Origin of the sequence: Pseudarthrobacter sp. AB1, assembly GCF_014926485.1 — a bacterium.
Classification (GTDB): Bacteria; Actinomycetota; Actinomycetes; order Actinomycetales; family Micrococcaceae; genus Arthrobacter.
In genome coordinates this window covers 15,937-35,201 of sequence record NZ_PZKO01000070.1, presented here as the reverse complement: position 1 = coordinate 35,201, position 19,265 = coordinate 15,937, and the positions used below count along the sequence as shown (strand labels likewise).

Here is a 19,265-nt window from a genome sequence, read left to right as displayed (position 1 = left end):
AGGTCATGAACTCCGCCGCGCGGAAGATCGAACGCATCTACCTCACCCTGACGCTGGGCAATACCCTTGCGGCCTCGTTCATCTGGGGAATCAATACACTCTTTCTGTTGGATGCCGGGCTCACCAACCTTGAAGCATTCGCCGCCAACGCCTTCTTCACGGCCGGCATGGTGCTCTTCGAAGTACCCACCGGGGTCATCGCGGACAGTTGGGGGCGCCGCGTTTCATTCCTGCTCGGCACCGTGACCCTGGCCGCCTCAACCTACCTCTACTACCTGCTCTGGCAAATATCCGCGGCGTTCTGGTTGTGGGCAGTGGTGTCGGTCCTGCTGGGCCTTGGCTTCACGTTCTTCTCCGGGGCAGTGGAGGCGTGGCTCGTCGACGCGCTGCATTTTTCGGGTTATTACGGGGACCTGGAGACCGTCTTCGGACGGGGACAGATGGTGTCGGGCTTCGCGATGCTGGTTGGCTCGGCGGCTGGCGGCGTGATCGCCCAGGTCACTGACCTGGGCGTGCCGTTCCTGGTGCGCGTCGGAGTGCTCGTGGCGATGTTTAGTGTGGCGTTCTTGCTGATGCGCGATGTTGGATTCACTCCGGAACGCTCCCCGCATCCGCTCCAAGCGACCCGGGCAATGCTGACCGCCTCCATTGAGAGTGGCCTCAAGAACCCGCCCGTGCGGTACGTCGTGCTTGCAGCGCCGTTCAGTGCCGGCGTCGGGTTCTATGTGTTCTACGCGTTGCAACCATACCTGCTGGAGCTCTTCGGGGACCCGCGGGCCTACTCCGTCGCCGGACTCGCGGCGGCCGTTATGGCAGGAGCGCAGATCCTGGGCGGCTGGTTGGCACCAACTATTCGGCGCCGGGTGCGCAGACGCACCACTGTGCTGGTGGTGAGCAGCAGCGTGGGCGCGCTGATCCTGGTGGCGCTCGGCATCACGCGCGTGTTTTGGGTGGCCGTGCTGCTGCTGGTGCTGTGGGCCCTCGTCTCCGCGGCGGGCACCCCGGTGCGGCAGGCCTATTTGAACGACATGATCGCATCAAAGCAGAGGGCAACGGTGCTCAGCTTCGATTCCCTCATGGGATCCAGCGGTGGCATTGTGGTGCAGCCGCTCATGGGCCGGGCAGCGGACGTGTACGGCTACCCTCTCTCGCTGGCCATCAGCGGTGTGATCGAACTGTTCGCCGTGCCGTTCCTGCTGGCGAGCCGCCGGCGGCGCTCGCCGGCCGACACAGCAACCACCGCAACCGGCACACCGGCCTGAAGCCATGACCCTTGCCCATGGCACTGGCACAAAAAACTGAGCCTTGAGAGTCCCTACCCGGCGGAGTATCGTGGCGCAAACCCACCTTGCGCAACACCCTGACCCGGGAGAGATCATGCCTAGTGTGCGACGTCGATTGGCGGCCGTGACGGCTGTCCTGGCCTTGAGCGTAACGGGTGGGGCGGTGACCAGTCCCGCGTTTGCAGACCCCCGTGCGACGGACAAGACCCCGACGGCCACCGGGTACGGCGGGGCGGTGAGCACCGTTGACCCCGACGCGTCCGCTGCCGCAATCGAGATCCTCCGGAACGGCGGCAATGCGGCGGATGCGGCGGTCGCCGCGGCCGCGACCCTGGGTGTGACTGAGCCCTACAGTGCGGGCATCGGGGGCGGCGGATACTTCGTGTTCTACGACGCGAAAACCGGCAAAGTAGGAACCATCGACGGCCGCGAAACGGCTCCGGCAACGATGCCGACGGACGCGTTCATCAACCCGGCGTCCAGCCTGGCCTATACATTTCCCGAGCTCGTCTCCAGCGGCGTCTCCGTCGGCACGCCGGGCACGCCGGCCACGTGGGAACGGGCCTTGGAACGGTGGGGAACGCTGGACCTTGCCGAGGCCCTCAAGCCCGCCATCAAGGTGGCCAACCGCGGCTTCGTAGTTGACGAAACCTTCCGCCAGCAGACACTCGACAATAAGGTCCGGTTCTCGGCCTTCCCCGCCACGGCGAGTCTGTTCCTTCCCGGCGGTGACGCTCCCGTCGTCGGCAGTATTCTCCACAACCAGGACCTCGCCAAGACGTACCGGCTCCTCGCGAAGGAGGGAACGGCTGCCTTCTACGGCGGAAAGCTCGCGGCCGAGATCGCGGCCACCGTGCAAGACCCGCGGAAGGACCCCGCCTGGGTGCCTCCTGTGACGGACCCGCCCACCAGCATCCCGGCACTTCCCGGCTATCTGACGACGGCGGATCTCGCCGCATACAGGACTCTGGACCGGGAGCCCACGCATGTTGAGTACCGCGGCTACGACGTTTACGGCATGGCGCCGTCCAGCAGCGGTGGCACCACAGTCGGCGAAGCCCTGAATATCCTGGCGCCATTCAACCTCCGTGAGATGACCTTGCCGGACGAATTGCATCACTACCTTGAGGCGAGCGCACTCGCTTTCGCGGACCGTGCCAGGTACCTGGGCGACCCGGCGTTCGTCGACGTCCCCACCGAGGCCCTCACCGACCCGCTGTTTGGGAAGGAACGGGCGTGCGCCATTGACCCAACGACGGCGGCAACAAAGCCGGTACCGGCCGGGAACGCGTCAGACTACAGCGGCGTGTGCACGCTGGCACCTGACGTAGCGGCGGACGAGAAAGACACCGAAAACATCTCAACGACCAACCTGACTGTGGCTGACAAGTGGGGGAACGTGGTGGAGTACACGCTCACCATCGAGCAGACCGGCGGTTCGGGCATTGTGGTTCCCGGCCGCGGGTTCCTGCTCAACAACGAGCTCACCGACTTCTCTACCGTTTATGTCCCCACCGACCCGAACCGGCTCGAACCCGGCAAGCGCCCACGGTCCTCGATGTCGCCCACCATCATCCTCAAGGACGAAAAGCCGTTCCTGGCGCTCGGTTCGCCCGGCGGATCGACCATCATCACCACGGTGCTGCAGACCATCCTGAACAGGGTGGACCTGGATATGAGTATTTTGGACTCGCTGGCGGCCCCGCGTGCGTCCCAGCGCAACACCCCCAATGTCACCGCCGAACCGGACTTCATCACGCAGTACGGAGACGCCTTGGCAGCATACGGTCATAAGCTGGTCCCCGCAGGTGACGCCTTGACCTCAGCGGCCGAGATTGGTGCGGCGACCGCCATCGAGTTCGGGCCCGGCAAGAGCGTAACCGCCGTTGCCGAGCCCGTGCGGCGCGGTGGCGGCTCGGCGATGGTGGTCAAACCCGCGCGGTGACCAGCTTGCCACCGCCAGCTTCGAGGGGGCAGTGACCCGGGTTACTGCCCCATGCCGGGCTGGACTGGGACAAACTCGATGGTGGTTTGGACCTTTTTCTGCGGACCACGGGAAAAACCCTTGGCATCAAGCTGGTTTTGGGCGCGGTACAAGGCCAGGGCGTCGTCGTAGAGCTCGTTGAGGCGGCGGCCGGAGACCTCCTCCTGGGAGCCGTCACTGAACGTGACAGTCACGGTGGCACTGGCGGGAAAGTGCCGCTTCATACGGATGAAGCCTTCGGAGTCCTGCTGGAGATTGATCAAGGGAAATCCTGCTTTCAAGGTCGACGACCTCCAGTCTGACCTATCCAGGCGCACCTGCGCTGACGCCCGTGCGGGATTGCGGCGACAATGGACGGGTGACATTGCCAACCAACTCCGCCGCCGTCCCTGCGGAGACCTCTGACGCCTGCACCTCTGCCGTGGGGACCTTTGACCTGGCGGCCATCGGTACCGGTCTGGCCTTTTCTGAATCGCTCGGGGAGTTGTCCTCCGTGCTGCGCGCCGGCGGTGCGGCGGGCACGGCTGTGGTGCAGGCCCCGCCCGGTACCGGTAAGACAACGCTGGTCCCGCCGCTGCTGGCGAACCTTGCCGCGCCCGCAGGAAAGCCCAGGCGCGTGGTGGTCACCCAGCCCCGGCGGGTGGCCGCCCGCGCAGCTGCCCGCCGCCTGGCAGCCCTGGACGGCAGCCGGATCGGAGACCGCGTGGGGTACACCGTCCGCGGTGAACGCCAGGCCGGGCCCGCCACCCTGGTGGAATTTGTCACGCCGGGGATCCTGCTGCGGCGCCTGCTCGATGATCCCGGTCTGGAGAGCATAGGCGCGGTCATCCTGGATGAGGTCCATGAACGCGGCCTCGAAACCGACCTGCTGCTGGGCATGCTCACCGAAGTGCGGCAGCTACGCGGCGACCTCACCCTGGTGGCCATGTCCGCCACACTGGACGCGCCCCGCTTCGCCGACCTGATAGGGGGCGCAGCCGCGAATGCGGGGACAGGAGACGCCGGGACCGCGGACGACGGCGGCGGGCCGGCTCCCGTGGTCGACTGCCCCTCAGCCATGTACCCCCTGGAGGTGGAGTGGGTGCCCGCCGCCGTGCCGCGGCTTGACGATCGTGGGGTTACGCGCGGCTTCCTGGACCACATTGCCGACACGGCCGTGCAGGCCCAAACTGCCGCGGTGCTGCAGGACGCGGGCACCGATGCGCTGGTGTTTGTCCCGGGCGCCTGGGAGGTGTCCTATGTGGCGGCCCGCCTCCGCGGCCGGTCTTCCCCCGGAACAGAGGTGCTGGAACTCCATGGCCAGGTCAGCCCAGCCGAGCAGGACCAGGCAGTGTCGGGGCGCCGGCCGGGCGGCCCTGCACGGATCATCGTGTCCACGGACCTGGCCGAGTCTTCCCTGACCGTCCCCGGAGTGCGTCTGGTGATCGACTCCGGGCTGACCCGCGAACCCCGCCGCGACGCCAACCGCGGCATGTCCGGGCTGGTGACTGTTTCCTGCTCCCGGGCGTCAGCGGAACAACGGGCCGGACGCGCCGCGCGGCAGGGTCCGGGCCGGGTGGTGCGGTGTTACGACCAGAGGGCTTATGGTGCCGCGCCGGCGCATGTGACGCCCGAGATCGCCGTCGCGGATCTGACCGGTGCCGCACTGGTTCTGGCCTGCTGGGGATCACCGGGCGGCGCCGGGCTGGCGCTTCCGGATGCGCCTCCCGCCGCGGTCATGGGCGAGGCTGGAGAGGTGCTCCGCGAACTCGGAGCCGTGGCCCGCGACGGGCATGCCACACGGCTGGGGCGGACGCTGGCCAGGGTTCCCGCCGATCCCCGGCTGGCCCGGGCACTGCTCGACGGCTCAGCGGCCGTAGGCCAGCGCGCCGCAGCGGAAGCAGTGGCACTGGTGGCGGGGGACCAGCGGGCCCCGGGGGCCGATCTCACCCGGCTGCTGACAGTAGTTCGCGCCGGGAAGGATCCTGCCGCCCGGCGCTGGGCGGAGGACGCCCGCCGGCTGGAGGCCATTGCGCGGAAGGAGGCCGCCGCCGTCGGCCCGTCAGCCGTCGCCTCCCTGGTGAGTACCGCGCCGGTGACTGCGGCGGAAGCGGTGGGCGTCGTCGTCGCACTGGCGTTCCCGGACCGCGTGGCCCGGCGCGTCCCGGGCCATGGCCCGCCGCGGTACCTGCTGTCGTCCGGCACGCGGGCGGGGTTGCCGGCAGGCAGTCCGATGACCGGGCAGGAGTGGCTGGCCGTGGCGGAAGTTTCCCGTGCCGTCGGCCGGGACGCCGCCGGCACCGGCGCGGTGATCCGGTCCGCCGCGCCGCTGAGCGCCGATATCGCCGAGGCGGCCGCCGGGCAGCTCCTGACCGACACAGTGGAAGCGCAGTTCAGCCAGGGCCGCGTGAAGGCAAGGCGGGAACGCCGGTTGGGTGCCATCAGTCTGTCCTCCACCCCCGTCCGCCCGTCCGCCGAGGACGGCCGTGCCGCCGTGGCCCGCGCTCTCGCCAGGGAGGGACTGGCAACCATCGGATGGTCGACGGCGGCTGACGCCTTACGCCGCCGCCTCGCCATGCTGCGCCGCGAACTGGGTGAGCCGTGGCCCGATGTTTCGGAACCGGCCCTCCTGGCGCGCCTGGACTCCTGGCTGGGACCGGAGCTCGAGAAACTGGCTGGCGGGGCGGCCACCAGTAGCATCGACCTCACAGTCCCCTTGCGGCGGCTGCTGCCCTGGCCCGAGGCGGTCCGCCTGGCGGAGCTGGCACCTGAGTCACTGAAAGTGCCGAGCGGATCGATGGTGCGGATCGACTACCCCGATGTTTCGGACAACGCGGCGTCAGGCAGTGCCGCGCCGGACATGGCAGGACCCGGGCAAGCGGCACCCGGGCAGGCAGGCGCGGACGACGCCGGCCGGCCGGTTGTCGCGGTCAAGCTGCAGGAGTGCTTCGGCTGGGCCGAGACGCCGCGGCTGGTGGACGGCAGGGTACCGGTCCTCTTCCACCTGCTGTCACCCGCGCGGCGGCCGCTCGCTGTGACGGATGACCTGGCGTCGTTCTGGTCCGGGCCCTACGCGCAGGTGCGGTCCGAGATGCGCGGCCGCTATCCCAGGCACCCCTGGCCCGAGGATCCCTGGACGGCACAGCCGACTGCCCGCACCAAAGCCCGCATGTGACGCCGGCCCGGCCAGCGCCTTCCTTTCGCTGGTTGCTGAGGTGAGATGTCAGATATGTAGCCGAAACGTTGCGTCGACGCGCTGAAACATGGCGCAGTTAGGCTCGTTCCTACTTGGCCAGCGTGGTCCGGACCACCATACGAAAGGACACAATAATGTTGCTTTTGAGTAGCCTGAACTTCCTCCTTGACGCCGGCCGCGGAGAGGGCCGCCATCCGCACAATGGCGGAATGGGGAAGACCGATTTCCCCACCGGCCGGCTGACTTCCACCGCCTGGGAAGGCTGGTGGCACGAGGACGCTACGTAGCCGGGCCGGGGCACCTCGCCGGACCCGGAGGTCCAGCATGGACGCATCACCCGCGGCTGCGCATGAACTCGGCCACCGTCGGCGCCAGAGACGCTCCGATCTCTGCAGCATCGCGCTTCTTTCCTGCGACGGCGAAGGAGTGGTCACCGCCGTCGATCCAGCCAAGGACAGCGGCTGGGCCGATCCGGGAGACCACACCCTCCAGCAGATCCGGCGTCGCGAAGGTGTCGCGCGTGCCCTGCAGGAACAACATGGGGAGCGTTAGCCCGTAGAGGTGCTCGTCGCGGAGCTTTTCCGGCTTGCCGGGCGGATGGAGGGGATAGCCAAGATAAACGAGTCCGGCAGTATCCATTCCCTCGGCAACGGCCATGGACGCCATCCGGCCGCCGAACGACTTACCGGCAGCCCACACCGGTCCGGTATCACCGTCCTCGGTTCCTCGCCGCGTTGCTTCATGCATGGCAGCGCGCCAGGCGGCGATGGCTGCGGGCGGCCGGTCCGGGAATTTCCGGCCGGCCTCGCGGTAGGGGAAGTTGAAGCGCAAGGTGGCAACGCCGTCGTCGTTCAATGCCCGGGTGAACCCGCTCAGGAAAGGGTGCTCCATGCCCGCCCCGGCCCCGTGCGCCACCACCAGGGTCCCAAAGGGGCTGTCCGGGCGGGCGTGAACGCCGGAGACCTCAACGTCGCCGACGGGGAAGGTGACAGGGAATTCAGCAACGGCCATAGGTCCATGATGCCGGATCGCGGGCGGCCACGCGCCGAGGTACTGACGCCGCGCGCGGCGCAGGGTAGGTTGTCCCCATGGCGAGCGAACAGACCACCCTCACTGTCCCGGGACCGCACGGCGAGCGCGAGATGCGTGTTTCCAGCCCCAGCAGGGTGCTCTGGCCGGAGCTCGGTCTGACCAAGCTGGACCTGGCACGGTACATGGTGGATGTAGGGGAGGCATTCATTGCCGCGAACGGTGACCGGCCGGTGGCGCTGCAGAGGTACTCGGACAACGTCGAGGGGGACCAGTTCTTTTCCAAGAACCCGCCCAAGGGAACCCCGGACTTCATCAGGTCGGTGAAGGTGACGTTTCCGAGCGCACGCTCGCACCCCATGCTGGTCCTGGACGAACCCGCCGCTGCCGTATGGGCGGTCCAGATGAATACGGTGGTGTTCCACCCATGGCCCTCGCATACCGACAACACCGACAATCCTGACCAGCTGCGCATCGATCTTGACCCCCAGCCGGGCACGGACTTCAACGACGCCGTCCCGGCCGCTCTGGCGCTGAAGGACGTGCTGGCCGAGGCCGGGTTGGAAACGTTCATCAAGACATCGGGGAACCGCGGCCTGCACGTCTACGCGCCCATCGAGCCCACCCACGAATTCCTGGACGTCCGCCACGCCGTGATCGCCGCGGCCCGCGAGCTGGAGCGGCGGATGCCGGACAAGGTGACCACGGCCTGGTGGAAGGAGGAACGGGGCGTGAAGGTGTTCCTGGACTTCAACCAGGCGAACCGGGACCGGACCATCGCCGGCGCGTACAGCCCCCGCGCGCTGGCCCATGCACCGGTCTCCTGCCCCATCAGCTGGGACGAACTGGGCAACGCGGATCCCAAGAACTACACCATCCTGACGGTCCCGGAACGGGTGAGGACCGTGGGCGATCCCTGGGCAGACATGAAGGCACATCCGGGCACCATCGACGTGCTGTTGGAGTGGTGGGAGCGGGACCTGAAAGCCGGCCTCGGCGAACTGCCCTTCCCGCCCGACTACCCGAAGATGCCCGGTGAGCCCCCGCGGGTGCAGCCGAGCCGGGCCCGCAAGCTGGGCTGAGACCGTTGGAGCCGGTCCACGCGTGCAGGAAGGGCTTTACTCGAACCGGGACGGGTCCCCGGTGCCCCGGCGCACCACCTCGGCCACGCCGCTGGAATAGTCGATCACGGTGGTGGGCTCGGCCCCGCAGTCGCCGGAATCTATGACAGCGTCCACCTCGTGTTCGAGCCGTTCCTTGATTTCCCAGCCCTGGGTCAGCGGGTCTTCCTCATCCGGGAGCAGCAGGGTGCTGGAGAGCAGCGGCTCACCAAGCTCAGCCAGCAGTGCCTGGACCACCCGGTTGTCCGGGATCCGAACGCCCACCGTCTTTTTCTTCGGATGCAGCAGACGGCGCGGAACTTCCTTGGTGGCAGGCAGGATAAACGTGTAGCTGCCGGGAGTGACGGCCTTGATGGCGCGGAAAACATCGTTGCCGATGTTTACGAACTGGCCCAGCTGGGCGAAGTCCTTGCACACCAGCGTGAAGTGGTGCTTGTCATCGAGTTTGCGGATATTCCGGATCCGGTCCAGCGCGTCCTTGTTGCCCAGTTGGGCCCCGAGGGCGTAGCAGGAGTCTGTGGGGTAGGCGATCAGCCCGCCGTCGAGCACGAATTTCACGGCCTGGGTGATGGCGCGGGGCTGAGGATCCTGGGGGTGAACATCAAAGTATCTGGCCATGCTCCTGAGCCTACGACAATTGCCGCCCCGGCCAGTAGACCGGCACGGCTCTGTGCGCACGACGCCGATGCCGTATAGGTTCAGGGCGTAAAGGTTCAGTCAGGGCGCTAAGTGCTGGGCAGGCGAAGGAAAGGTGGCGGCATGCCGGTGTGGCTTCAGGCGTTATTGTGGGGAACCGCGGCCGGTGCCGCGCTGGTGTTGGGGGCGGCCGCGTCGTGGAAATGGGCTATCCCGTCCAAACTTGTCTCCACGATCATGTCCTTCGGGGCGGGCGTGCTGATTTCGGCCATGGCGTTCGAGCTCGTCGCTGAGGCGGTTGAGGGAGGAGGCCTGTGGCCCACGGTGACCGGATTCCTGTCCGGTTCCGTGGCCTACGTAGGGGCGAACATGCTCCTGGCCCGGGCCGGCGCGAAACACCGCAAACGCTCAGGCGGCCAGCAACCGTCGGAGCAGGAGAGCCCCGGCAGCGGCACGGCCATCGCGTTCGGCGCACTCCTCGACGGGGTCCCGGAGTCCATAGTGCTCGGTGTCGGACTCATCACCGCAGGATCGGTCAGTCCGGCCATGCTTGCGGCTGTGTTCATCTCCAACGTTCCCGAGGGTCTGTCCGGTACTGCGGGGATGAAAAAGGCAGGCCGCAGTACCGGATACATTTTTGGGGTGTGGGGAGGCATTGCTGTGTTGTCCGGGCTCGCCTCGCTGATCGGGTTCGTGGCGCTGGAGAACGCGCCGGACGCCGTCGTCGCCTTCATTACCGCGATCGCGGCGGGCGGGATCCTGGCGATGCTCGCCGACACCATGATCCCCGAGGCGTTCGAGGAGCATCACAACCTCACGGGACTGACCGCTTCCGTCGGGTTCCTGACGGCCTTCACAGTCCACCAGCTCGGGGGGTGACCTACCGCCGTCGGACGGTCATCCCACGTGCACCCACGGCCGCTTGGTGACATCCGGTTCGGCTTCGCGCAGGATCTCGCGCGTCACTGGAGCGATCTCGCCTTCGCCCAGCACCAGGAAACGCAGGAGGTTCACGGCAGGATTTCCTTCGGTCCAGCGGAAGTAGACGTGCGGCATCAGCCCGGTCACATCACGGATGTGCAGGAGCACCGAAGCGATGGTGTTGGGGACGCCCGGTCCGTGCACCTCCAGGACGGCGAACCCGTGCCGCACTACGCCCCGGACCTCCAGGGCCGTCTCGAAGTCGGAGGAATCATCCACAATGACTTCCAGGAACAGCGTCTGGTAGTCGGCGGGGAAGTGGCTTGCTTCGGTGGCGGACGCCAGTTTCTGCCGGTAGGCGTCCGCTGACTGGCGCAGGGGTTCATGGGCGATGATCCCGATGGGCCCGGCCAGGTTCTCCGCCATGAACTCCAGGGCTTGGGTGTCCAGACGGACGTGCGTGGCGTGCAGTTCGAACGAGCGCAGCACCCTGGAGAGCAGGGAGATGCTGATGATCCCCAAAATGAAGAAACCGGCAATCCGGATTCCTTCGGGACGTTCAAAGATATTGGTGACCGTGGTGTAGAGAAAAAGCAGCGTGATGATGCCAAATCCGACCGCGCGCTTACGCTGCTGCAGCCGGCGCGCCGAGAGCGTCACGGCCACGGCCGCAGAGGTCATCAGTACCAGGACGCCGGTGGCGTACGCTCCGCCCTGGGCATCGACGTCGGCCTCAAACAGCCAGGTGATCAGGAACCCGATCAGCGTGAAGACCAGAACGAGCGGGCGGACTGCCTTCGCCCAGGCCGGCGCCATGCCATACCGCGGCAGGTAGCGGGGGACGAGGTTCAGCAGGCCGGCCATCGCCGACGCGCCGGCGAACCACAGGATGGCGATGGTGCTCACGTCGTACAGGGTTCCGAAGCCCGCCCCGAGGTACTCGTGCGCCAGGAACGCCAGTGCCCGTCCGTTCGCCTCCCCGCCCGGCAGGAATTCACGCTCGGGGATCAGGACCACCGTAGTGAAGCTGCTGGTGACCAGGAAGGAACTCATGACCACGGCTGCGGTGGTCAGCATCCGGCGGGTCCCCTGGATCCGCCCGGCGGGGTCCTCCTCGGTATCGCCCGCGCCGCCACGGATCTGCGGCATCACCGCGACTCCCGTTTCAAAGCCGGACAGCCCCAGCGCCAGCTTGGGGAAGACCAGCAGGGCGATCGCCACCGCCATCAGCGGATTCCCGTGCGAGGTGTTCAGAGTCTGCCACCAGTCACCGACGGCGACCGGATGGGTGGCTGCCTCCACCAGAGACCTGGCGATGACCACCACGTTGAGCGTCAGGTACAGGACCACCAGTACAACGGCGACGCCGATGGCCTCCTTGAACCCGCGCAGGAAGACCGCAGCGAGCAGGGCAAGCAGCACCAGCGTCACGGCCACCTCCTGGCCATGCAGGAGGTCCGGGGCAAAAGGATTCTCGATCAGGTGCGCCGTGGCATCCGCGGCGGACAGCGTCATGGTGATCATGAAGTCCGTCGCCGCGAACCCCAGTAGTACCAGCACGAGGAGTTTGCCCCGCCACTTGGGGAGCAGCCGCTCCAACATGGCAATGGAACCTTCGCCGCGGTGGCTCTCGCCGGCAACCCGGCGGTAGACCGGCAGCGCGCCGAACAGAGTCACGGCCACCAGGACCAGCGTGGCCAGGGGAGAAATGGCGCCGGCCGCGAGGGCCGCGATGGCCGGCTGGTAGCCGAGCGTGGAGAAGTAGTCCACGCCGGTCAGGCACATCACTTGCCACCAGTGGTGCTTCCTTTCCTGGTCGGTGAGACCGCCCGGACCCTGATGGGTGCCCTTGGCGTCCTCCAGGCCGAACATCAGCCAGCTGCCAAGGGCCGCCTTCCGCGTCGCACGGAGGGCCGAAGGATCGGCGGGGGGTCTGCTCATGGTGGTCATACAAGCCTTTCAATCAGCGGCACAGCACCGCGGGCACAGCCGAATCTAGTACCACCAGGTGCGTCGGAGCAGGATTCCCGTGGATCTTGACGCATCCTTAATGCCGCTGTGACAGACAGCACAGCGCTCCCTAGCGGACGGCAGAAGTGGGTCGGATCCCGGTGGGAGAATTGCGGCATGGCATGGGAACGGATAGTCATTGGCCTCACCGGCAGCGACGACACAGAACAGCTCATCCGCCGCGCCGCCAGGATTCTCGAAAGGAGCGACGGCGGCGAGCTGGTTGCCGTCCACGTCCGCACCGCCGGCGGTGCCGGGGGCGAATCGCCTCAGGAGCTGGAGGCACAACGGCGGCTCGTCAATGACCTGGGCGGAACGTACCACACTGTCTCCGCGACGGACCCGGCCCGCGCCCTTCTGGACTACGCCCGCAAGTCCGGCGCCACCCATATTGTCGTGGGGCAGTCCCGCCGCGGGCCGCTGGCCGTTGCGCTGGCGGGGTTGCTCGCCGGCGGCACCGTGGAAGCCCGGGTGGTCCGCGGTGCGGGGGACGTAGATGTCCAGGTGGTTCCCCGCGTCCCCTCCCAACAGAACGCACCGCGCCCGCGGCCTGACCTGGGCCGGACGAGAGTTGGTATTGGCTTTGCGCTCGCAGCAGCCCTGCCGGTACTGCTGCAGCTGCTGCTCGCAACCTTCGACCACAGCGTTGCCACCGCCGTCCTGATCCAGCTTGCGGGCGCCGTTGCAGTGGCGCTGATGGGCGGGTTGTGGCCGGCGGTCGTCGGCGCGCTGTGGAGCAGCGTGCTGGTGAACTACTTTTCCACGCCGCCCTTGGGGGACCTGGCAATCAGTGATCCGCAGGATTTCCTCTCCCTGGGCGTTTTCGTGGGGGTCTCAGTGGCTGTCGCCGGCGTCGTGGACCGGTCTGCCCGCCGGTCCAAGGAGGCTACCCGCGCCCAGGCGGAGGCGGCTACGCTGGGCGACCTGGCGCTGGGCGCCTCCCGCTCGGAGGACACCCTGGACGGGATCCTGGCGGAGGCCCTGGACGTTTTTGGGGCCGCCGGTGCCGGCGTGTTCAGCTGCCGGAACGGCGCGGTGGAAGGTTCCGGCCCGGCGGTGGAGACCTACGGAGTCCGCGGCGGGGACGGCCGGGCCTGGCGACTGGTGGCAGGGACGGGGGACACCACCGGGTGGGAGCGTGGCGTCACCGGCCTGCCGGGCAGCACTGCAGAACCGGTCGACGACGACACCCTGCTGCTGCTGTTCGGCCGGAAGGTGCCGGCGGCGGAAAGAAGGCTCGTGGGCGCGTTTGCGGTCCACGTGAAAGCCCAGCTGGAACGCCGCCAGCTGGCCGTCAGCCGGCGCGAGGTGCTGCGGCTGGCCGAAGGGAACACCATGCGTACGGCAATCCTGCGTGCGGTGTCCCATGACCTGCGGACCCCGCTGGCCGGGATCAAACTCGCCGCCGGCGGCCTGCTGCAGCGGACCGTCACCTACACCCCGGCAGAGGAAAGGGAGCTGCTGGAAACCATTGACGAATGCACGGACCGGCTGGACCAGCTGGTGGGAAATCTCCTGGACATGTCAAGGATCACCGCCGATTCCGTCCGGCCGCTGCTCGGACCCGTACGGTGGAGCGAGGTTGTTGCCCCGGCCCTGCGCGGGCTCCCGGACGGTACGGTCCGGGTGGAGTTGCCGGCCAACATGCCCACAGTCGAGGCCGATCCGGTGCTGCTGGAGCGCAGTATCGCGAACATTGTGGAAAACGCCGCCAAATACGCGCCGGGTTCGGGGATCACCATCACCGGCGCTTCCGATGGCATGGGCGCCGCCACCCTGGACGGCGATCCGTCCGGCGAACTGCGGATCATCGATCACGGCGCAGGTGTGCCCGCCGGGAAGGTGCTGGAGATGTTCCGGCCGTTCCAACGGCTCCACGACCGGCCCCAGACTACCGGGGTGGGTCTGGGCTTGTCCGTAGCTGACGGTTTCGTCAAAGCCATGGGCGGCACGCTGACCGCACAGGAGACGCCCGGCGGTGGACTCACCATGGTGATCGGGCTGGCCCTGTCGACCGGCTCACCGGGCGCGCGCCACGCGGCGGGGCAGCCGCGTGGCGCGGAGGCCACATGAACACGGAACACAGGGGGTCTTCCGGCACGCAGGGCGGCCGCCGCATCGGTGTCCTCGTGGTCGACGACGATCCGCACCTGCTGAAAGCGCTCCGGATCACGCTCCAGGCCCACGGCTACGCCGTGGACACAGCGTCCGACGGCGGCACCGCCTTGCGTGCCGCATCCCACCGTCCGCCGGACGTGTTGATCCTGGACCTGGGATTGCCGGACCTGGACGGAGCGGAAGTCCTGCGGGAACTCCGCCGGTGGAGCACCGTGCCGGTGCTGGTGCTGTCCGCACGCCACGGCTCGTCGGACAAGGTCGACGCCCTGGACGCCGGTGCGGACGATTACATCACGAAGCCGTTCGGACTGGACGAGCTGTTGGCCCGCCTGCGTGCGCTCCTCCGCCGCGTTCCGGAACCTGTATCGGTGCCCACGGTGGCCGCATCCTCCTTCACCGTGGACTTGGCCCGGCGGCAGGTCACGAGGAAGGGGAACGTTGTCCGGCTGACGCCGACCGAATGGAACATCCTGGAACTCCTGGTCCGGAACCCTTCGCGGTTGGTGACCCAGCAGCAGCTCCTTCTGGACGTCTGGGGACCGGCTTACGAGACGGAAGCCAACTACCTGCGCGTGTACATGGCGCAGTTGCGGCGGAAGCTGGAGGCCGACCCCGCGAAGCCCCGCCACCTGCTGACCGAACCCGGCGTGGGGTACCGGTTTTTGCCCTGAACCCGACAGGAAATCGGGGTCCCACAACCCTATGAACGCGGATGTATGTGCGGCAGGATGTTGACTGTTTCCGAAACCGTTTCACGTCCGCACCACAAGGAGAACCGGCCATGCCAATGACGCTCAACCCCTACCTTGGCTTCCGCGAGAACGCCCGGGAGGCGATGACCTTCTATCAGTCCGTGTTCGGCGGCGACCTGGCCCTCAGCACTTTCGGGGAGTTCCACGCCAGCGAAGATCCGGCGGAATCAGACAAGATCATGCACGGCATGCTGACGGCCAGCAACGGCCTGGTTCTAATGGGGGCTGACACGCCCAACGGCATGGACCTCCCGACCGGCAGCTCCATTTCGGTTTCCCTCAGCGGCGACGACGAAGCTGAACTGCGCGGCTACTGGGACAAGCTGTCCGCCGACGGCGGCACTGTCACCGTTCCGCTCGAACCGGCGCCCTGGGGCGACATCTTCGGCATGTGCACCGACCGGTTCGGTACTGCCTGGTTGGTCAACGTCACCAACCCGCAGGCGGCTCCCGCGTCATAGGTGCTGCTTCAAGCCAAACCTACAAGAACGGAACAGCGGCGGTTTAGCCCGCCGCTGTTCCGTTTCCTGTTTGTTCGTGCTGTGACGGCTACTCAGACATCGCCGGTTCAGATCCAGTGGGGGGCTGATGGCACGTTTTCCAGCGGGACGCCATTCTGGGTGGCGGTGACCCCGGGGGTGCCGCGGCCGGTGGCCCATTGGGTGATGCCGGGCAGGGTCCCGGTGACGAGGGTCGGGTTCTGGGCGGTGGTGTCGCCGTAGGTGAGGTCCGTGCCGGTGACGGTTCTGTCTACCCTGATGAGGAGTCCGGTGTCGGTGGCGCGGGTTTTCCAGGCGCTGGTGATGTCTTGCAGGAGCCGTGTCAGGACGGGTGCCGGGATGTCACTAAAGCTGGCGCCGTTGTTCAGGTCCACGGCGTGGGTCCAGACTTCGCGGGTGCGCATCCAGACGGTTTCGCTGGCGGGGACGGTCCGTCCTTGGGCGGTTTTGACCCGCTCGTGCCAGGCCTGTTCGGGGAGGTCGCGCCATTCGACGTTCAGGTGCACTGCGGAGTGGTCAAAGAGGTTCCGCAGCGCGATCGGGGACAGGGTCGCGCCGAAGTTGATTTCGTCGTCCCGGGCCTCGGGGGAGGCGTACATGGGTGTTTCGATCCCTGTCGCGGCCCATTCGATGAGCCGGGAGATGGCGCGGGCGTTGTAACCGATGTGTGCCACCAGGTGTCGGCGGGTCCAGCCGTGAAGGAGGGCGGCGCCGTCGAGTTCGGTATCCGTGAGCTCGTTGAGTTTGCGGGCGAAGAACGCGGTGCCCCGGCGCGCCTGCAGCAAGGACTGCAGGAGCGCCGGGTCGGTGGTTTGGTCGGTGCGGGCACCCATCAGGCTTCCTTGATGACGCGGTTCTTCAGCTGGCCCAGGCCTTCGATCGTGGTGACCAGGAGCTGGCCTTCCTGCAGGTAGCGCTTGGGGTCCTGGGCGTGGCCCACACCGCCGGGAGTACCGGTGGCGATGACGTCGCCCGGGTTCAGGGTGATGATGGTGGAGATGTAGGAGACCAGGAACTCGGGGGTGAACACCACGTCGCCGGTGGGGGTGCTCTGCTGGATGTCCCCGTCCACGGCGCTGGTCATCAGCGGTCCGGCGCTGAATTCGTCCTGCGTGACCAGGGCGGGGCCAAAGGGTGTGGATTTTTCCCAGGTCTTGCCTTGGAGCCACTGGATGGTGCGGAACTGGTAGTCGCGCATGGACACGTCGTTGAGGACGGCGTAGCCGGCGATGTGGTCCTTGGCGTCGGCTTCGCTGATGCGGCGGCCGGTCTTGCCGATGATCACGGCGAGTTCGGCTTCCCAGTCCACGGTGTCGGATTCCTGCGGGAGGGCCAGGTCATCGTTGGGTCCGATGAGGGATTCGGCGTACTTGGCGAACAGGGTGGGGTACTCGGGGACGTCCCTCCCCATTTCCTTGATGTGGTTGCGGTAGTTATGGCCCACGCAGATGATCTTGCCCGGGACGGGGACGACCGGGGCGAGGTCGGCGCCCTTGGCCGGGTGGGTGGTGCCGGTGGCTGCCTTGGCGATGGACTCCCAGGCGGGGTCCTTCAGGAGTGCTCCGACGTCGGTGAACCCGGGAATCTCGGTGAGGGTGTCGCCGTCCTGGCGGACCGCCGTCGTGCCTTCAGAAGTGCGGAGGGTGAGGAGTCTCATGCGTTCTTGCGTCCTTCGGTGTAGGTGCGGGTGAAGTTCAGGCGTTCAAAAATGGGGGCGTCGCTGAAGCGGAACAGGTCAAACTGGGTGTCCGCCTGCAGGGACCATTGGGTCCAGGACGGGACCACGAACAGGTCGCCCTTTTCCAGGTTCCGGGTCTCGCCGTTCAGGACCACGGTCCCGGAGCCTTCGAAGACCTGCCAGACACTGGAGCCGACCTCGCGGACCGTCTCGGTGGCGGCGCCGGGGCGGAGGCGGTGGAACTCGGCACGGATGGTGGGCATCACGTCCCCGCCGGTGGTCGGGTTGGTGTAACGGACGGCGGCGTGTCCCTGGGACACGGTGGCGGGGTGGCCCTCGTCCTCCAGGAGCAGCTGTTCGCGCAGGGCGGCGTCCGTGTACTTCCAGCGGTAGGCGGCGATGGGGGAGTTGACGGTGTCCTGCAGGCCGGAGAGCGGGCGAAGGCCGGGGTGGGCCCACAGCCGCTCGGACCGGGAAATATCCGGGGTGGCCTCGTCGGTGACGCGTTCGGTGCCGAACTCGAAGAAGCCGGCGTCGGCGTAATGCACAAACGGGATATCCAGCCCGTCGATCCAGGCCATGGGCTCGTCGGTGTCGTTGTGGTGGCCGTGGAAGTTCCAACCCGGCGTCAGCAGGAAGTCGCCGCGGGACATACGGACGGGGTCGCCGTTCACCACGGTCCACACGCCTTCGCCCTCGACCACGAACCGGAACGCGTTCTGCGAATGCCGGTGCTCCGGCGCGGTTTCCCTCCCGCCCAGGTACTGGATCGCGGCCCACAGCGTCGGAGTCGCGTACGGGGTTCCGGCCAGGCCCGGGTTCGCCAGGGCGATGGCGCGGCGTTCCCCGCCACGGCCCACGGGCACCAGGTCACCGGCACGCGCGGCCAGCGGATACAAATCATCCCACCGCCACACATGCGGCACCGCCTTCGGGGTGGGCACCATCGGCATCAGGTCACCGATTTCCGTCCACAACGGAATCAGGTTTTCCTTGCCGAAATCCCGGTACAACTCCGCCAACGCCGCAGCCTCCTTCGGCGTCGGCTCCGGCAACGCATGGCTGGCTGCAACAGACTCATGGGTGATGTTCTCTGCGCTGACGGACACGATGGGCTCCTCGATGAGTAACGGATAAGGCTTGGGCGTGGTTCAACACTAGGGAGGGCGCCCTGTGACGCCCAGCATCTTCTGACAGGCAGAATTATCAGGGCGGGAGGGGTGTCAGCTCGACGGACCCGATTCGGCTGGATTGGCTGCAATATCGATTTCCAGCTGGCGGCGCGTTTCCAGCATTACCTGGACCAGTCCGGCGTCGAAGAGTTTCCGGAACCTTCCCACCGGGGTGGCAACGCTGAGCGCCCCCACCACCGCGCCCCGCCCATTGTGGATGGCCATCCCGAAGGCGCTGATTCCTTCTTCGGTGCCCTCGAAATTTGCCGCAAAGCCGTTGCTGCGGACTGCTTCCAGCTCGCGGAGGAACCCCGGATACTCGACGTCCGGGATGCTGTCTCCGCCGATCTCGGCGTTGTGGCTCCGGAACAGCTGCTCGATCATGGCGGATTCCAGCTCGGCCAACATCGCTTTGCCACCTGAAGCCTTGTTAGCGGGCATGACCGTACCTTGGCGGTCTCCTACCCGCAGGGCGTTGGTCCCTTCCACAGTGTCCAGAAAACGGACCTTTGTGCCCACGCGAATCATCAGATTTACCGTCTCGCTGGTGCGGAAGCACAGCAGTTCCATATGCGGCCTCGAAATTTCCCGCAGCTGCCGCGTCCAGCTCACGCCGGCCGGACCTGCCCCCATGGCCGGTCCCGGAACATAGCGGCGCGTCTCATCCTGGACCGCAAAACCGCGGTAAACCAGCATCGCAAGCAGTCGGTGCGCGGTGGAGGGGGCCACTTCAAGTTCCTGCGCCGCATCCTTGAGCCGCAGGCTACCGACATCCCGCAACAGCTGAAGAAGCTGCAGCGCGTTGTCCACGGCTTCGATGGGATAGGTGGGCACCCGGCGGACGGGAAGATTCTGCATATCAGAATTGTATTGGTGTTCATTCGGG

Annotated in this window: 17 protein-coding genes; 9 read left to right on the top strand and 8 right to left on the bottom strand. The window is 67.1% G+C overall.

Annotated elements, in window-relative coordinates; translation table 11 throughout:
• The first annotated feature begins 5 nt into the window (after window positions 1-5).
• Window positions 6-1,262, top strand: a complete 1,257-nt coding sequence (locus DAD99_RS19970) for an MFS transporter (RefSeq protein ID WP_193342974.1) — start codon at window positions 6-8, stop codon at window positions 1,260-1,262.
• A gap of 115 nt (window positions 1,263-1,377) precedes the next feature.
• Window positions 1,378-3,228 carry a gamma-glutamyltransferase family protein gene (locus DAD99_RS19965; protein WP_193342938.1) on the top strand — a complete coding sequence of 617 codons (1,851 nt, stop codon included), beginning with the start codon at window positions 1,378-1,380 and terminating at the stop codon, window positions 3,226-3,228.
• Window positions 3,229-3,269: 41 nt separating this feature from the next.
• Here the strand turns inward: DAD99_RS19965 and DAD99_RS19960 are convergent, their stop codons facing one another.
• Complete coding sequence (locus tag DAD99_RS19960) at window positions 3,270-3,530, bottom strand: hypothetical protein (protein ID WP_193342937.1); 261 nt, start codon at window positions 3,528-3,530, stop codon at window positions 3,270-3,272.
• Between the two features lie 158 nt (window positions 3,531-3,688).
• On the opposite strand from DAD99_RS19960, the gene hrpB reads away from it, so the two are divergent.
• Window positions 3,689-6,421: an ATP-dependent helicase HrpB gene (gene hrpB / locus DAD99_RS19955; protein ID WP_309233437.1), complete on the top strand. Its 2,733-nt coding sequence runs from the start codon at window positions 3,689-3,691 to the stop codon at window positions 6,419-6,421.
• 155 nt (window positions 6,422-6,576) lie between these two features.
• Window positions 6,577-6,729 (top strand): hypothetical protein, encoded by a 153-nt coding sequence (locus tag DAD99_RS19950; RefSeq protein WP_193342936.1) that lies wholly within the window; start codon window positions 6,577-6,579, stop codon window positions 6,727-6,729.
• 46 nt (window positions 6,730-6,775) lie between these two features.
• Here the strand turns inward: DAD99_RS19950 and DAD99_RS19945 are convergent, their stop codons facing one another.
• Window positions 6,776-7,453: an alpha/beta family hydrolase gene (locus tag DAD99_RS19945; RefSeq protein ID WP_193342935.1), complete on the bottom strand. Its 678-nt coding sequence runs from the start codon at window positions 7,451-7,453 to the stop codon at window positions 6,776-6,778.
• A 77-nt stretch (window positions 7,454-7,530) separates the two neighbouring features.
• Between DAD99_RS19945 and ligD the strand changes: the two genes are divergently transcribed.
• Window positions 7,531-8,553 (top strand): non-homologous end-joining DNA ligase, encoded by a 1,023-nt coding sequence (gene ligD / locus DAD99_RS19940; RefSeq protein WP_193342934.1) that lies wholly within the window; start codon window positions 7,531-7,533, stop codon window positions 8,551-8,553.
• Window positions 8,554-8,589: 36 nt separating this feature from the next.
• Here the strand turns inward: ligD and DAD99_RS19935 are convergent, their stop codons facing one another.
• Window positions 8,590-9,210: an L-threonylcarbamoyladenylate synthase gene (locus tag DAD99_RS19935; protein WP_193342933.1), complete on the bottom strand. Its 621-nt coding sequence runs from the start codon at window positions 9,208-9,210 to the stop codon at window positions 8,590-8,592.
• 141 nt (window positions 9,211-9,351) lie between these two features.
• On the opposite strand from DAD99_RS19935, the gene DAD99_RS19930 reads away from it, so the two are divergent.
• Window positions 9,352-10,107, top strand: coding sequence for a ZIP family metal transporter (locus DAD99_RS19930; protein WP_193342932.1), 756 nt, complete (start codon window positions 9,352-9,354; stop codon window positions 10,105-10,107).
• Between the two features lie 18 nt (window positions 10,108-10,125).
• Here DAD99_RS19930 and DAD99_RS19925 read toward each other — a convergent pair whose 3' ends face one another.
• A complete protein-coding gene (locus DAD99_RS19925) occupies window positions 10,126-12,099 on the bottom strand; it encodes an amino acid transporter (protein ID WP_193342931.1) in 1,974 nt (657 codons plus the stop codon).
• A gap of 177 nt (window positions 12,100-12,276) precedes the next feature.
• Between DAD99_RS19925 and DAD99_RS19920 the strand changes: the two genes are divergently transcribed.
• The 3 genes from DAD99_RS19920 (at window position 12,277) to DAD99_RS19910 (ending at window position 15,490) form a co-directional block, all read left to right on the top strand.
• Window positions 12,277-14,232 (top strand): DUF4118 domain-containing protein, encoded by a 1,956-nt coding sequence (locus DAD99_RS19920; protein WP_193342930.1) that lies wholly within the window; start codon window positions 12,277-12,279, stop codon window positions 14,230-14,232.
• Window positions 14,229-14,948 carry a response regulator gene (locus tag DAD99_RS19915; protein WP_193342929.1) on the top strand — a complete coding sequence of 240 codons (720 nt, stop codon included), beginning with the start codon at window positions 14,229-14,231 and terminating at the stop codon, window positions 14,946-14,948. The genes DAD99_RS19920 and DAD99_RS19915 overlap by 4 nt, the downstream gene beginning before the upstream one ends.
• Window positions 14,949-15,058: 110 nt before the next feature.
• Window positions 15,059-15,490, top strand: a complete 432-nt coding sequence (locus DAD99_RS19910; protein ID WP_193342928.1) for a VOC family protein — start codon at window positions 15,059-15,061, stop codon at window positions 15,488-15,490.
• 107 nt (window positions 15,491-15,597) lie between these two features.
• Here the strand turns inward: DAD99_RS19910 and DAD99_RS19905 are convergent, their stop codons facing one another.
• The 4 genes from DAD99_RS19905 to DAD99_RS19890 all read right to left on the bottom strand — a co-directional run bounded on the left by DAD99_RS19905 (window position 15,598) and on the right by DAD99_RS19890 (window position 19,237).
• Window positions 15,598-16,362 carry a maleylpyruvate isomerase family mycothiol-dependent enzyme gene (locus tag DAD99_RS19905; RefSeq protein ID WP_193342927.1) on the bottom strand — a complete coding sequence of 255 codons (765 nt, stop codon included), beginning with the start codon at window positions 16,360-16,362 and terminating at the stop codon, window positions 15,598-15,600.
• Window positions 16,362-17,186, bottom strand: coding sequence for a fumarylacetoacetate hydrolase family protein (locus tag DAD99_RS19900; RefSeq protein WP_193342926.1), 825 nt, complete (start codon window positions 17,184-17,186; stop codon window positions 16,362-16,364). Before DAD99_RS19900 ends, DAD99_RS19905 begins: the two co-directional genes overlap by 1 nt.
• Window positions 17,183-18,316 (bottom strand): cupin domain-containing protein, encoded by a 1,134-nt coding sequence (locus DAD99_RS19895; protein ID WP_193342925.1) that lies wholly within the window; start codon window positions 18,314-18,316, stop codon window positions 17,183-17,185. Before DAD99_RS19895 ends, DAD99_RS19900 begins: the two co-directional genes overlap by 4 nt.
• A 114-nt stretch (window positions 18,317-18,430) precedes the next feature.
• The gene (locus DAD99_RS19890) at window positions 18,431-19,237 is read right to left on the bottom strand and encodes an IclR family transcriptional regulator (protein WP_193342924.1); all 807 of its coding nucleotides are present in this window, start codon (window positions 19,235-19,237) and stop codon (window positions 18,431-18,433) included.
• Window positions 19,238-19,265 lie beyond the last annotated feature (28 nt).